This window comes from Clavibacter sp. B3I6 (assembly GCF_030816895.1).
Classification (GTDB): domain Bacteria; phylum Actinomycetota; class Actinomycetes; order Actinomycetales; family Microbacteriaceae; genus Clavibacter.
On the sequence record NZ_JAUSYL010000001.1, the window covers coordinates 2990836 to 3004420 of the forward strand.

Sequence of the window (13585 nt, forward strand, 5' to 3'; positions counted from 1 at the left end):
TCATCGCCGTCGGTCGTCGGCCCCTCGGGGCCCGGCTCTCAGAGCAGGCCGCTCAGCACCGTCGCGACGACGAGCACCGCGAGCACGGCGATCTCCGCCCAGTGCGTGCGCACGCGTCGCGCCTCCTCCTCGACCGGGCCGCCCAGGTGGCCCGCCTCGGCGAGGTCGGCGAGGCGCAGGCGGATCACCGTGGCGGCGTCGCCGGAGTCGGTGCGCGGCAGGTCGCCGCGGCGCGCGTCCTGCATCATCGCGCTGAGGTGCGGCTGGTTCCGCTCCTCGTTCGTGGTGATGTACGCGTTCGAGTGCCGGCCGGGCGCCGGAGCGGCCCAGGCCGTGACGCGCTCGTGGGCGGTCGTGATGTTCAGCGCCCACTTGGTGTCGACGCGGCGGATTGCGGGCCACGAGATGTCGTGCGTGCGGAAGACGTTGCGGATCTCGACGCCCTCGGTGGCGATGCGCACCCGAGGAGCCCAGAAGACGAGCCACGCGCCGTAGGCCAGCAGGAGCGGTCCCCACGCCTGCGTCGGCAGGAGGTCGGCGCGACCGCCGACCACGGTGCTCACGAGCACCAGCGCCGCGATCGCCGAGACGATCACGGTCAGCAGGCGTCCGAACGACGGGCGGATGACGACGGGCTGATCCATGGCCTCATCGTCCCACGGCCCGCCCGGACGCCCCTCGTACCCCTTGTCCCCAGCAGCCAGGAGGCCGCAGCATGAGCGCTCACGTGAACGGGGCGGACGCCATCGTCCCCATCCTCGAGGTCTCCGGCCTCGGCGTCGACTTCTGGGTCGGCGACGAGTGGATCCCCGCGGCCATCGACATCGACTACAAGGTGAACCCGGGCGAGGTGCTCGCGATCGTCGGCGAGTCCGGCTCGGGCAAGAGCGTCAGCTCCATGTCGCTGCTGGGCCTGCTGCCCAAGAACGGCCGGGTCCGGGGGAGCGCCAAGCTCAAGGGCGTCGAGATGGTCGGCGCCGACCAGGCGACCCTCCGGAAGGCCCGCGGCAACGACATCGCCGTGATCTTCCAGGAGCCCATGACGGCGCTCAACCCCGTGTACACGGTGGGCTTCCAGATCGTGGAGGCCCTGCGGGTCCACCAGTCGATCATCCCGTCGGCCGCGAAGGTGCGCGCGCTCGAGCTGCTGAAGCTCGTCGAGATGCCGGACCCGGAGAAGGCGTTCGACTCCTACCCGCACCAGCTCTCCGGCGGCCAGCGCCAGCGCGCCATGATCGCCCAGTCGCTGTCCTGCGACCCCGACATGCTGATCGCCGACGAGCCCACCACGGCGCTCGACGTGACGATCCAGGCCGAGATCCTCGACCTGCTGCGGAAGCTCCACCAGCGCCTCAACAGCGCGATCGTCATCATCACGCACGACATGGGCGTGGTCGCCGACCTCGCGACCAACGTCATCGTGATGAAGAGCGGCCGCATCGTCGAGCGCGGCTCGGTGCGCGAGATCTTCCAGGCGCCGAAGGACCCGTACACGAAGCAGCTGCTCGCGTCGGTGCCGCACCTCGGCACGGGCGAGGCGTCGCAGGTCGAGATCGCGGCCCGCACCACGGAGCCCGCGATCTCGCTCAAGGACGTGGACATCGACTACCCGAAGCTCGGCCGCGTGCCGGCGTTCCGGGCCGTGTCCGGTGCCTCCTTCGACATCCACCCCGGCGAGGTCGTGGGCGTCGTGGGCGAGTCGGGCTCCGGCAAGACCACCATCGCGCGCGCGGCGGTCGGGCTCCTGCCCGTCGCGGGCGGGGAGATGACGGTCGCGGGGCGCCGCATGACCGGCATCTCGCAGAAGGACCTCCGGGCCGTGCGCCGCGAGATCGGCATCGTCTTCCAGGACCCGGGCTCCTCGCTTAACCCCCGCTGGCCCATCGGCCAGAGCATCGGCGAGCCGCTCGAGCTCTCGGGCCAGTTCTCGAAGAAGCAGCAGAGCGACCGGGTCGAGGAGCTGCTCGAGCAGGTGGAGCTGCCGCGCAGCTTCCGGAACCGCTACCCCAACGAGCTGTCGGGCGGCCAGCGCCAGCGCGTCGGCATCGCCCGGGCGCTCGCGCTCCGGCCCAAGGTGCTCGTCGCCGACGAGCCGACCTCGGCGCTCGACGTGTCAGTGCAGGCGCGCGTGCTCGCGCTGCTGCAGGAGATCCAGAAGGAGCTCCAGTTCGCGTGCCTGTTCGTCAGCCACGACCTCGCGGTGGTCGACCTCCTCGCCGACCGCATCGTGGTGATGAACCACGGGAAGATCGTGGAGCAGGGGCCGACCGAGTCGATCCTGCGGAACCCGCAGCACCCGTACACGCAGAAGCTCATCGCCGCGGTGCCGCTGCCGGATCCCGACCAGCAGCAGGAGCGCCGCCAGCTCCGCGAGGCGCTGCGCGACCAGCAGCCGCCCGCGGCCTGATCGCCCCCGCACGACCCGGCCCGCCGTCCGGCGCACCCCCTCGCGGGGGCGCGCGGGCGGCGGGCCTCGTCGTGCCGCTCGCGTAGGATCGAGGGCGATGGACAGCGACACGCGAGGCCCCGAGGCCGCCCGAGCCCGGCGCCCGCGCGCGATCCGCCGGGCCGTCCGCGGCGCGTCCGCCGCCGTCGCGCTCGCGCTCGTCGCGGGCCTCGCCGCCTGCGCGCCGACCACCGGGACGGTGGCCGACACCGAGATCCGCGCCGCCCTGCCCACGTCGTTCACCTCCTACAACGCGGCGTCGCGCACGGGCGGCACCGACGGCAACCGGCAGATCGTGCATGCCACCAACTCCCGGTTCTCGGAGGTGTCCGCGGACGGCACCGTCGCCGCCGACCCGGGGTACGGATCCGCGCGCGTCGTCTCCCGCGACCCCTTCACCGTGGAGTACACGGTCGCGGAGGGCGTGCGCTGGTCCGACGGCGAGCCCGTCGACGCCGCCGACCTCCTGCTCGCCTGGGCCGCCGGGTCCGGCGCCTTCGACACCCCGGGCTTCGATCCGGCCGGGTACGTCGACGAGGCGACCGGCGGCTACACCGGCCCGCTCCCCGAGGGGACGGTGTTCTTCGACGCCTCCGCCGCCGAGGCGCTGACGCACGTCACCCGCACGCCCGGGATCGGCGACGGCGGGCGCTCCATCACCATGGTCTTCGACGAGTACACGCCCGACTGGCGCCTCGCCTTCGAGGTGGGACTGCCGGCGCACGCCGTCGCCCAGCTCGGGCTGGACATGTCGAGCCCGGGACGCGCGAAGCAGACGCTCGTGGACGCCGTGCAGGACCGCGCGCCGGAACTGCTGTCGCCCATCTCCGACGCGTGGAACCGCGGGTTCGGCGTCGCCGAGATCGCCGCGCACCCGGACCGCGCGGTCGGCTCGGGCCCCTACGCCATCGAGTCGATCGACCCGGGGACCTCCGTCACGCTGCGCGCCAACCGCTACTACACGGGCCTGCACCGGCCGTCGGTGGAGCGGATCGTCGTCTCCACCATCGAGGACCCCGCCGCCGCGGTCGCCGCGCTCAAGGCAGGTGACGTCGACGTGATCGCGCCCGAGGCCGACGCCGACGTCGTCGACGCGCTGGACGACGTGGACGGCGCCACGGTCGTCCGGGGCACGTCCTCGACGTGGGAGCGGCTCGACCTGCAGACCCTGGGGGCCCGCGACCCCGCGATGTCGGACGTCGCCGTCCGCACCGCCTTCCTCTCCACCGTCCCGCGCGAGGCGATCGTCCGCCAGGCGGCCGCGCCCGTGGATCCGGACGCGACGAAGCGCGACTCCTTCGTGCTCGCGCCGGGCGCCGACGGCTACGCCGACGAGGTGGGCGCCAACGGGTCCGGCCGCTTCGACGCCGTCGACCTCGACGAGGCGCGCCAGCTCCTGGCGTCCGTCGGCCAGACCGCGCCCGAGGTGTGCGTGCTCTACGACCCGGCCGACCCCCGCCGCGTCGCCGCCTTCGAGGCCATCCGCACGTCCGCCGAGAAGGCCGGGTTCGTGGTGGCCGACTGCTCCACCCCGCAGTGGGAGAGCGTCCTCGACCAGCCCGACGCCTACGACGTCGCCCTCGTCGGCGCGGATGACGCCTACCCGTCCGTGGCCGGGATCCGCGCCGCGCACGAGGCGCGCGCCGACGCCCGCGACGGGCTCGCGACCGTCGACCCCGACGTGGCGTCGCTCTTCGCGTCGCTCAGCCGCACCGAGGAGGAGGACGCCCGATCCGAGCTGCTCCTGCGCCTGGACCGCCGCATGTACGGCGACCGGGCCGGCCTCCCGCTCTACCAGCACCCCGCCATCGCGGCCATGGCGGCGGGCGTGGACGGCGTCCGGGTGTCCCCGCACCAGGCCGGGATCCTCGACGACGCCTGGCGCTGGACGCGGAGCTCCACCGCTCCCTGAGCCCGGCTTGCGTCGGCACGGTAGACTTGCACTGCTGGGAATAGCAGACGGCGGCTCTTCGCCCTACTCCCTTGATGACAAGGCCAGCATCCTCTTCCCACTGAAGGACAGCACTATGGCGCTAGTCGCGCGCAACGACCTCCGCAATGTGGCCATCGTGGCCCACGTGGACCACGGCAAGACCACCCTGGTCGACGCCATGCTCAAGCAGACGAACTCGTTCGACGCCCACTTCGAGGGCGAGGACCGCATGATGGACTCGAACGACCTCGAGCGCGAGAAGGGCATCACGATCCTCGCGAAGAACACCGCGGTGCTCTACAACGGCAAGCACGCTGACGGCACGCCCATCGTCATCAACGTGATCGACACCCCGGGTCACGCCGACTTCGGCGGCGAGGTCGAGCGCGGCCTGTCCATGGTCGACGGCGTCGTGCTCCTCGTCGACGCGTCCGAGGGCCCGCTGCCCCAGACGCGCTTCGTGCTCCGCAAGGCGCTCGAGGCGAAGCTCCCCGTGATCCTCCTGGTCAACAAGACCGACCGCCCCGACGCGCGCATCGACGAGGTCGTGGCCGAGAGCCAGGACCTCCTCCTCGGCCTCGCGTCCGACATGTCGGACGAGCACCCGGACCTCGACCTCGACGCGATCCTCGACGTCCCCGTCGTCTACGCGTCCGGCCGCAACGGCGCCGCGAGCGACAACAAGCCCGAGAACGGCGCGCTGCCGGACAACGACGACCTCGAGCCCCTCTTCAAGGCGATCCTCGACCACGTCCCCGCGCCGACCTACGACGACGAGCACCCCGCTCCAGGCCCACGTCACCAACCTCGACGCGTCGCCCTTCCTCGGCCGCCTCGCCCTCCTCCGCGTCTTCAACGGCACGATCAAGAAGGGCCAGCAGGTCGCCTGGGTCAAGCACGACGGCACCGTCAAGAACGTGAAGATCACCGAGCTCCTCATCACGAAGGCGCTCGAGCGGTTCCCGACCGAGTCCGCGGGCCCCGGCGACATCGTCGCCGTCGCCGGCATCGAGGACATCACCATCGGCGAGACGCTGGCCGACCCCGACGACGTCCGCCCGCTGCCCACCATCACGGTGGACGACCCGGCCATCTCGATGACCATCGGCACCAACACGAGCCCGCTCATCGGCAAGGTCAAGGGCCACAAGCTCACCGCGCGCATGGTCAAGGACCGTCTCGACCGCGAGCTCATCGGAAACGTGTCCATCAAGCTGGTCGACATCGGCCGTCCGGACGCCTGGGAGATCCAGGGCCGTGGCGAGCTGGCGCTGGCGATCCTCGTGGAGCAGATGCGCCGCGAGGGCTTCGAGCTCACCGTCGGCAAGCCGCAGGTGGTCGTCAAGCAGGTCGACGGCAAGATCCACGAGCCCTACGAGCACCTCACCATCGACTCGCCCGAGGAGTACCTCGGCGCGATCACGCAGCTCCTCGCCGCCCGCAAGGGCCGCATGGAGGGCATGAGCAACCACGGCACCGGCTGGGTGCGCATGGAGTTCGTCGTCCCCTCGCGCGGCCTCATCGGCTTCCGCACGGAGTTCCTCACGATCACGCGCGGCGCGGGCATCGCCAACGCCGTGTCGCACGGCTACGAGCAGTGGGCGGGCGAGATCACGACCCGCGTCAACGGCTCGATCGTCGCCGACCGCGCGGGCGTCGCCACGCCGTTCGCCATGGTGGCCCTGCAGGAGCGCATGTCGTTCTTCGTGGAGCCCACCCAGGAGGTCTACGAGGGCATGGTCGTGGGCGAGAACTCGCGCGCCGACGACATGGACGTGAACATCACCAAGGAGAAGCAGCTGACCAACATGCGTCAGTCCACCTCCGACTCCTTCGAGCGCATGACGCCGTCGCGGAACCTGACGCTCGAGGAGTGCCTCGAGTTCGCCCGCGAGGACGAGTGCGTGGAGGTCACGCCCGAGTTCGTGCGGATCCGCAAGGTCGAGCTCGACGCCAACGCGCGCCAGCGCAAGACGTCGCGACTGAAGAAGCAGAACGCCTAGTCCGGCATGACCCCGACGAGCCCGTCCGCCAGGTCCCTCCGCAGGAGGGGGCTGGCGGCCGGGCTCGTCCTCGTCGTGGGCACCTCGCTCGGCGGCTGCAGCCAGGTGGGCGAGGCCGTCCGCGACGCGGCCCACGAGGGCGCCGAGCAGGTGCGCCACGGCGTCGAGGACGTCGTGGGCGACACCCTCGGCAAGGTCCAGGTGTCGAACGACGGGCACGTCCCCGACTCGTTCCCCTCCGACGCCGTGCCGTTCGCCGAGGGGCAGCTGCTCGGCGGGGGAGCCGCGCCCGACGACGCCGGCTGGGTCGCGCAGGTCCAGGTGCCGGACGTCGCGGGCGGGTTCGCCGACGCGCGGGCGCGGCTCGAGGCCGCGGGCTATGCCGCCGGCGAGGTCGCGGCCGACGACGCGCGCGGGTACGGGCGGTTCACGACCGACGCGTGGACCGTCATCGTCACGGTGTCCGCGGACCTCGGGTCGCCGGTCGCGACGTACGTCGTGCTGCGCGCGGCCTGAGCCGCTGGGGCCGGTGCTGCCGCCGCCGCTGCTCCCGCCGTGGCCCCCCGCCCGGCCGGTCAGGAGGCGAAGAGCGTCTCGCCGACGAAGCCGTCGCGGCCCGCGCCCGGCGGGACCGCCCAGATCCCGCTGCCCACGTGGCGCAGGTACTCGTTCATCGCGTCGCGCGCGAGGCTCCGCTGGATGGGGATGAACTGCGTGCGCGGATCGCGCTGGAACGCGAGGAAGAACAGGCCCGCGTTGAGCCGCCCCAGGTCGTCGTTGCCGTCGACGAAGTTGTAGCCGCGGCGGAGGAGCACGGCGCCGGCGTTCGCGTCCGGGTGCGCGAGCCGCACGTGCGACGCCGGGTCGATCAGCGGGGCGTCGCCGCGACCGGTGGCGTGGAAGTCCGGGGCCGTCGTCTCCGTGCCGCCGCTGAGCGGCGCGCCGGATCCCTTCGTGCGGCCGACGACGCGCTCCTGCTCGCGGAGCGACGCGCGGTCCCACGTCTCGATGGTCATGCGGATCCGGCGGGCGACGAGGTAGGAGCCGCCCTGCATCCACGCCTCGGCGGGCGAGGACCCGGCGTCGGCCCAGACGTGGTCCTCGACCTGGCTGGTGTCCTCGGACTTCACGTTCGCCGTGCCGTCCTTGAAGCCGAAGAGGTTCCGCGGCGTGACCTGCGCGCGGCTGGTCGACGACGTGCGGCCGAAGCCGAGCTGCGACCACCGGATGGCGGCGCGGCCGAAGGCGATGCGCGACAGGTTGCGGATGGCGTGCACGGCCACCTGCGGGTCGTCGCTGCACGCCTGGATGCAGAGGTCGCCGCCCGTCGCCTGCGGCACGAGCGCCTCGCCGGGGAAGCGCGGCAGATTGACGAGGGCGGCGGGACGGCGGTCGGCGATCCCGAAGCGGTCGACGCCGTCCGCGGTCGTGAACAGCGACGGGCCGAGGCCGAACGTGATGGTGAGGCCGGCGGGCGGCAGGTCGAGCGCCTCGCCCGTGTCGTCCGGCGGGGAGTCGTAGGGGCCGTCGACCGCACCGAGGGCGCCCGCGGATCCGCCCGCCGTCATGCGCGCGGCCGCCGCGCTCCAGTCGCGGAGGAGCGAGACGAGGCCGGCCCGGTCGATGTCGGCCACGTCGAACGCGGCGAAGTGCAGGCGGTCCTGCGCGGGCGTGGTGATCCCCGCCTGGTGCGGACCGTGGAACGCGTAGGTGACGCCGCCCGCGGCCTGGCGCGCGCCCGCGAAGGCGCGGTCGGCCATCACGCCGCCGGCCGCCCCGACGAGGCCGCCGCCGAGCGCGCCGGCGCCCAGGAGGCCGAGGACGCCGCGGCGGGAGATGCCGCCCGGGGCGACGGTGCCGTGGTCCGCCATCAGCCGACGAGCGCGCCGGTGAGCCGGGACAGGGGCTCGGCCAGCGCGTTCACGCCGTCCGCGAGGCCCTTGACCTGCTCGGTCGTGAGCTGGTCGTAGGGGGTGAAGCCGCGGTCGAGGGAACCGTACGCCGCGAGGTCCTGCTCGAGGGAGGAGAACTGCGCGTCGAGGGTCGCGACCAGCTCCGGGTCCTTCGGGGCGACGATGTCGCGCACGCCCTCGTACGCGACGCGCGCGCCCTCGAGGTTGGCCTGGAAGTCCCAGAGGTCCGTGTGCGACCAGATCTCCTCCTCGCCGGTGATCTTGCCGGAGGCGACCTCGTCCATCAGCCCGACGGCGCCGTTGGAGACCGTGGAGATGTCGACCGAGAACCCGTCCGCGTGCACCGCGTCGTAGAGCCGCTGCGTGTCGGCGGTGAGCTCCTGGGCGAAGTGCGCGCGATCCGCCGTGGTGAGCGGCGTGTAGACGTCGCCGCCGTTCGCGTCGGGCGCCGGCTGCCAGAGGTCCTTCTCGATGCGGTGCCAGCCGGTCCACTCGGTGCCGGGCTCGACGTCGGCCTCGCGGAAGTCGATCTCCGGGTCGAGGTCGCCGAACGACTCGGCCACCGGCTCCACGCGCTCGTAGTACGCGCGGGCCGTGGGGTAGAGCGCGCGGGCCCGCTCGTCGTCGCCCGCGAGGTACGCGTCGGCGAACTCCTCGGTGGCGGGGAGGAGGCGCCCGATCTGGTCCTTGACGTACGCGAGATACGCGGCGGCGGCGTCCTGGCCCTGCTGCTCGGCATCACCCGCGAGCGCGACCTGGTCGCCCGTGACGGTGAAGGGCGTGCGGCCCACGCCGCCGCCCACCATGCCGGGCTTGCAGACGGTGTAGTAGTCGCCCGGCTGCACCGTGAGCACGAGGTCGCGCTCGATGCCGGGGCTCACGTTCTCGACCTCGCCGACGATGCGGAGGCGGTCCTCGGCGAGCAGGTAGAACTCCGTCACCTGGTCCGTGGAGTTCGTGACGTGGAACGACACGGTGCCGCTCGGCGCGGTCGCCGCGGACACGGTGCACGCGTCGGCCGAGCTGTCCACCGCGAGCTGCGTGATGCCGGGGGAGGCGGCGGGGGCGTTGGCGACGCATCCGCTGAGGGCGAGGGCGGCGCCGGCCAGCAGGGCGGCGGCGGGGAGGGTCGAGCGCGTCATGGGTCCTCGGGGGGAGCGGGCCGGCGGTGCCGGGCGGTGGATGGAGCGGGGAGGGAAGGAGGGGAGCGGGAGCGGGGCCGCGGTCAGCGCGCGGCCGGCGCGTCGACGACGCGGGGCGCGGCGTGGGCGTCTGCGGCGGGGCCGGGGCCGGGCGCGGCTTCCGCACCGGCGGCGGGGGCCGGCCGCGCGCGCCGCCCGCGACGGGAGAGGGCGAGGTAGACCGTGAGCGTCGGCACCACGTACAGCACCCACGTGATCCCCTCGAGCCACGTGGTGGCGGGGGAGAAGCCGACGGTGCCCTTGAGGAGCGTGCCGTACCAGGATCCGGGCGGCACGGCGCCGGAGACGTCGAACGCGAGCGCCCCGAGCCCCGGCAGGATCCCCGCCTCCTGCAGGTCGTGCACGCCGTATGCGAGCACGCCGCCGGCCACGACGATGAGCAGCGCCCCGGTCCAGGTGAAGAAGCGCGCCAGGTCGATGCGGAGCACGCCCCGGTAGACGAGCCAGCCGAGCCCGACCGCGGTGACGAGGCCGAGGCCCGCGCCGACGAGCGGCATGGTGGTGGAGCCCGTGGCCTGCACGGCCGACCAGAGGAACAGGGCCGTCTCGATGCCCTCGCGGCCGACCGCGAGGAACGCGACCGCCACGAGGCCCCACGCGGCGCCGGCGATGGCCCGGTCGACCGCGCCCTGCAGCTCGGACCGCATGTCCTTCGCGGTGCGGAGCATCCAGAACACCATCCAGGTGACGAGGCCCGTCGCGACGATGGAGAGGGATCCGCCGATCGCCTCCTGCGCCTCGAACGTGAGGCCGTAGGCGCCGTAGGTGAGGATCGCGCCGACCGAGAGCGACAGGAGGACGGCCAGGCCGACCCCGGTCCAGAGCCGGCCGAGCACGTCGCGCCGGCCGATCTTGACGACGTAGGCGATGAGGATCGTGACGACCAGCGCGGCCTCGAGGCCCTCGCGCAGGCCGATCAGGTAGTTCGCGAACACGCGTGCGCCTCTCCGGGCAGCGGACGCGACGAGGCGTCCCATTGCTCGTGGTGGGGAAATGTAGGTGAGCCTTGCCTTACCTCGTGCACAGTAGCGCGGGGGCGGCAGCGCGTCCAGTCGGGTCCCCAGGAGGGGCGGCGGGGTCGCGGATAGGATCGCCCGATGACCTCCGGCACGTCCCGACGCCCCGCTCGGGCCGCCCGCACCCGTCGTCCCGACCGCGAGCACGTGCTGTTCGTGCACGCGCACCCCGACGACGAGAGCATCGTCACGGGCGGCACCATCGCGCAGCTCGTGCGGGACGGCGTCCCGGTCACCGTCCTCACGTGCACGCGCGGGGAGCGCGGCGAGGTCATCCCGGCGGAGCTCCGCCACCTGGAGGGCGACCTGCGGGCGCTCGCCGACCACCGCGAGACCGAGCTGGCCGACGCCATGGCCGCGCTCGGCGTCGACGACCACCGATTCCTCGGCGACGCGGACGCGCGCTGGCGCGGGCTCGAGCCGCGCCGGTACGTCGACTCCGGCATGGAGTGGGGCGAGGACGGGGTGCCCGTCGCGCTCCGGCCGCTGGACCCCGACTCGCTGTGCGCGGGCGACGAGGCCGACGAGGCGCGCGACGTGCTCGCCGTCATCGCGGACGTCGACGCCACGAGCGTCGTCACCTACGACGACCACGGCGGATACGGCCACCCCGACCACGTGCGCACGCACGTCATCGCGACCTGGGCGGCGGAGGAGGCGGGGATCCCCGCGTACCTCGTCACCACGACGCGGTCGTCGGCCCGGGAGGCGCACGACCTCGTCGCGGCGCGCGGCCGCTTCCCCGCGCCGGACCCGGACCCGGCGGGCGTGCTCGTGCTGTCGGACGACGCCGTCGACCTCCGGGTGGACGCGACCGACGTGCTCGACCGGAAGATCCGCGCGGTCGCCGCGCACCGCACGCAGACCGTCGTCGACGGCGACCAGTTCGCGCTCTCGCACGGGATCGGCGCGCCCGTCTCGCCCGTCGAGTCGTACCGGATCCACCGCCCGGTCGGCGCCCTGCCCGACGACGACGGCGCCCCGCGGCCCCCGCGCGGCGCGCAGCGCGTCGGCACCGCGGTCGCCTGCCTCGTGCTGGGCCTGATCGTGGGCGCGGTCGGCACGGCCGCGCACCGGGCCACCCTCCCCGTCGGCGGCGCCGTGCTCCCGGTCGGGCTCGTGCTCGCCCTCGCCACGCTCGCCTGCCTGCTCGTCGCCCTCCGCCTGCTCCTCGTCGACCGCGTGCACGCGCTGTGCCTCGGGCTCGGCGTCGTCGCCGCCGTCGCGGTGCTCGGCACGCGGGGCCCGAGCGGATCCGTGCTGTTCCCCGACGACGGCCTGAGCCAGGTCTGGGCGGTCGCCCCCGCGATCCTCGTCGCGGCGGTCGTCGTGTGGCCGCGCTTCTCGCGGAGCGCGCCCGCGGGCGGCACCTCGGGCGGCGCGGGGACCGGCCCGGACGGCGCTCCCGGGGCGGCACCGGCCGACCCCGCCCCGGCCGGGACGGGTCCGCGCGCCGCGTAGACTCGTCCGGGCCGCACCGCTCCCGGAAGGACCCGCCCGAAGTGACCTACGTCATCGCCCTGCCCTGTGTCGACGTCAAGGACCGCGCCTGCATCGACGAGTGCCCGGTGGACTGCATCTACGAGGGCGAGCGGTCGCTCTACATCCACCCGGACGAGTGCGTGGACTGCGGCGCCTGCGAACCCGTGTGCCCCGTCGAGGCGATCTACTACGAGGACGACCTGCCGGAGAAGTGGTCCGACTACTACACGGCCAACGTCGAGTTCTTCGCGGAGATGGGCTCGCCCGGCGGCGCGACGAAGGTCGGCGTGATCCACGCCGACCACCCCGTGATCTCGGTCCTCCCGCCCCAGGCCGGCTGACCCCCATGGCCCTCGGCGAGCTCCCCGACTACCCCTGGGACCTGATGGCCCCGTACGCCGAGCGGGCGCGGCGTCACCCGGACGGGATCGTCGACCTGAGCATCGGATCGCCCGTCGACCCGACGCCGACCCTCATCCGCGATGCGCTCGCCTGGGCCACCGACGCGCACGCGTACCCGACCACGGTCGGCACCCCGGAGCTCCGGCGCGCGATGGTCGAGTGGCACGCCCGGCGCCGCAATGCGACGCTCGACGTCGACCAGGTGCTCCCGACCATCGGGTCGAAGGAGATGGTGGCCTGGCTGCCGTTCATGCTCGGCCTGGGGGAGGGCGACGCGGTCGTGCACCCGCGCGTCGCGTACCCGACCTACGCCGTCGGCGCGGCGCTCGCCGGCGCCCGGAGCGTGCCCGCCGACGTCCCGGCGGACTGGCCCGCGGACACGCGGCTCGTCTGGCTGAACTCGCCCGGCAACCCCGACGGCCGCGTCCTCGGCGTCGATCAGCTGCGCGCGGCGGTCGCCCGGGCGCGCGAGCTCGGCGCCGTCATCGCGAGCGACGAGTGCTACGCCGAGCTCGGCTGGGAGGGGGAGTGGGCCGACGGCCCGACGCCCTCGATCCTCGACGCGCGCGTGGTCGGCGACGACCACCGGGGCGTCCTCGCGCTGTACTCGCTGAGCAAGCAGTCGAACCTCGCCGGCTACCGGGCCGCGCTCGTCGCGGGCGACCGGGACGTGATCGCCCGGCTGATCCGCGTGCGCAAGCACGCCGGTCTCCTCCCGCCCGCGCCGCTCCAGCACGCCATGACGGTGGCGCTCGGCGACGACGACCACGTGCGCGCGCAGCGGGAGCTCTACCGCGCCCGGCGCGCGACCCTGCGGCCCGCGCTCGAGGACGCCGGCTGGCGAATCGACGCGAGCGAGGCGGGCCTCTACCTGTGGGCGACCCGCGGCCGCGACGCCTGGGAGGGCATCGCGGAGCTGGCCGACCTCGGGATCCTCGCGGGCCCCGGCACCTTCTACGGCGACGCGTCGCCGGAGCACGTGCGCCTGTCCCTCACGGCGAGCGACGAGCGCGTCGAGGCGGCGGCCGCGCGGCTGCGCTCCTAGCGCACGCGTGGCACGACCTCCAACGGATCGACGCGGATGCTGGCGGAGGCGACAGTGTCCCGGTCGGCCCTTTAGGCTGTAGTCGGTTCGGACCCGGCGCCGTGAACGGTGCCACGAGCGCCCGCAGGCGCGGATCTGTCCGA

At 73.8% G+C, this 13585-nt stretch carries 10 protein-coding genes and 1 pseudogene; 7 read left to right on the forward strand and 4 right to left on the reverse strand.

Translation table 11 applies throughout. The annotated features are described in order from the left end of the window. Positions 1 to 38 precede the first annotated feature (38 nt). Positions 39 to 644, reverse strand: a complete 606-nt coding sequence (locus QFZ62_RS14510) for a PH domain-containing protein (protein ID WP_307507115.1) — start codon at positions 642 to 644, stop codon at positions 39 to 41. A gap of 71 nt (positions 645 to 715) precedes the next feature. On the opposite strand from QFZ62_RS14510, the gene QFZ62_RS14515 reads away from it, so the two are divergent. The 4 genes and pseudogenes from QFZ62_RS14515 to QFZ62_RS14530 all read left to right on the forward strand — a co-directional run bounded on the left by QFZ62_RS14515 (position 716) and on the right by QFZ62_RS14530 (position 6898). Continuing rightward, on the forward strand, positions 716 to 2407 hold the full coding sequence (locus QFZ62_RS14515) for an ABC transporter ATP-binding protein (protein ID WP_307507118.1): 1692 nt from the start codon (positions 716 to 718) through the stop codon (positions 2405 to 2407). A 97-nt stretch (positions 2408 to 2504) separates the two neighbouring features. Beyond that, complete coding sequence (locus QFZ62_RS14520) at positions 2505 to 4358, forward strand: ABC transporter substrate-binding protein (protein ID WP_307507121.1); 1854 nt, start codon at positions 2505 to 2507, stop codon at positions 4356 to 4358. Positions 4359 to 4473: 115 nt separating this feature from the next. Then, positions 4474 to 6382, forward strand: a pseudogene (gene typA / locus QFZ62_RS14525) (translational GTPase TypA). Positions 6383 to 6388: 6 nt separating this feature from the next. After that, positions 6389 to 6898: a hypothetical protein gene (locus tag QFZ62_RS14530; RefSeq protein WP_307507124.1), complete on the forward strand. Its 510-nt coding sequence runs from the start codon at positions 6389 to 6391 to the stop codon at positions 6896 to 6898. Between the two features lie 59 nt (positions 6899 to 6957). Here the strand turns inward: QFZ62_RS14530 and efeB are convergent, their stop codons facing one another. The 3 genes from efeB to efeU form a co-directional block, all read right to left on the reverse strand. Continuing rightward, positions 6958 to 8253, reverse strand: coding sequence for an iron uptake transporter deferrochelatase/peroxidase subunit (gene efeB, locus QFZ62_RS14535; RefSeq protein ID WP_307507127.1), 1296 nt, complete (start codon positions 8251 to 8253; stop codon positions 6958 to 6960). Then, complete coding sequence (gene efeO / locus QFZ62_RS14540; RefSeq protein WP_307507130.1) at positions 8253 to 9437, reverse strand: iron uptake system protein EfeO; 1185 nt, start codon at positions 9435 to 9437, stop codon at positions 8253 to 8255. Before efeO ends, efeB begins: the two co-directional genes overlap by 1 nt. Before the next feature lie 83 nt (positions 9438 to 9520). Next, complete coding sequence (gene efeU, locus QFZ62_RS14545) at positions 9521 to 10432, reverse strand: iron uptake transporter permease EfeU (protein WP_307507132.1); 912 nt, start codon at positions 10430 to 10432, stop codon at positions 9521 to 9523. A 162-nt stretch (positions 10433 to 10594) separates the two neighbouring features. Here efeU and QFZ62_RS14550 point away from each other — a divergent pair, with 162 nt between their 5' ends. The 3 genes from QFZ62_RS14550 to dapC are packed head-to-tail and all read left to right on the forward strand — an operon-like array spanning position 10595 to position 13442. Then, positions 10595 to 11974: a PIG-L family deacetylase gene (locus QFZ62_RS14550; protein ID WP_307507134.1), complete on the forward strand. Its 1380-nt coding sequence runs from the start codon at positions 10595 to 10597 to the stop codon at positions 11972 to 11974. Between the two features lie 41 nt (positions 11975 to 12015). Next, positions 12016 to 12336, forward strand: a complete 321-nt coding sequence (fdxA, locus tag QFZ62_RS14555) for a ferredoxin (RefSeq protein ID WP_307507136.1) — start codon at positions 12016 to 12018, stop codon at positions 12334 to 12336. A gap of 5 nt (positions 12337 to 12341) precedes the next feature. Continuing rightward, positions 12342 to 13442, forward strand: coding sequence for a succinyldiaminopimelate transaminase (gene dapC, locus QFZ62_RS14560; RefSeq protein ID WP_307507139.1), 1101 nt, complete (start codon positions 12342 to 12344; stop codon positions 13440 to 13442). Positions 13443 to 13585: the final 143 nt, after the last annotated feature.

Coding starts and splice junctions, on each gene's coding strand:
- QFZ62_RS14510 (WP_307507115.1), bottom strand. CDS start 644: ATGGATCAGCCCGTCGTCATCCGCCCGTCGTTCGGACGCCTGCTGACC.
- QFZ62_RS14515 (WP_307507118.1), top strand. CDS start 716: ATGAGCGCTCACGTGAACGGGGCGGACGCCATCGTCCCCATCCTCGAG.
- QFZ62_RS14520 (WP_307507121.1), top strand. CDS start 2,505: ATGGACAGCGACACGCGAGGCCCCGAGGCCGCCCGAGCCCGGCGCCCG.
- QFZ62_RS14530 (WP_307507124.1), top strand. CDS start 6,389: ATGACCCCGACGAGCCCGTCCGCCAGGTCCCTCCGCAGGAGGGGGCTG.
- efeB (WP_307507127.1), bottom strand. CDS start 8,253: ATGGCGGACCACGGCACCGTCGCCCCGGGCGGCATCTCCCGCCGCGGC.
- efeO (WP_307507130.1), bottom strand. CDS start 9,437: ATGACGCGCTCGACCCTCCCCGCCGCCGCCCTGCTGGCCGGCGCCGCC.
- QFZ62_RS14550 (WP_307507134.1), top strand. CDS start 10,595: ATGACCTCCGGCACGTCCCGACGCCCCGCTCGGGCCGCCCGCACCCGT.
- dapC (WP_307507139.1), top strand. CDS start 12,342: ATGGCCCTCGGCGAGCTCCCCGACTACCCCTGGGACCTGATGGCCCCG.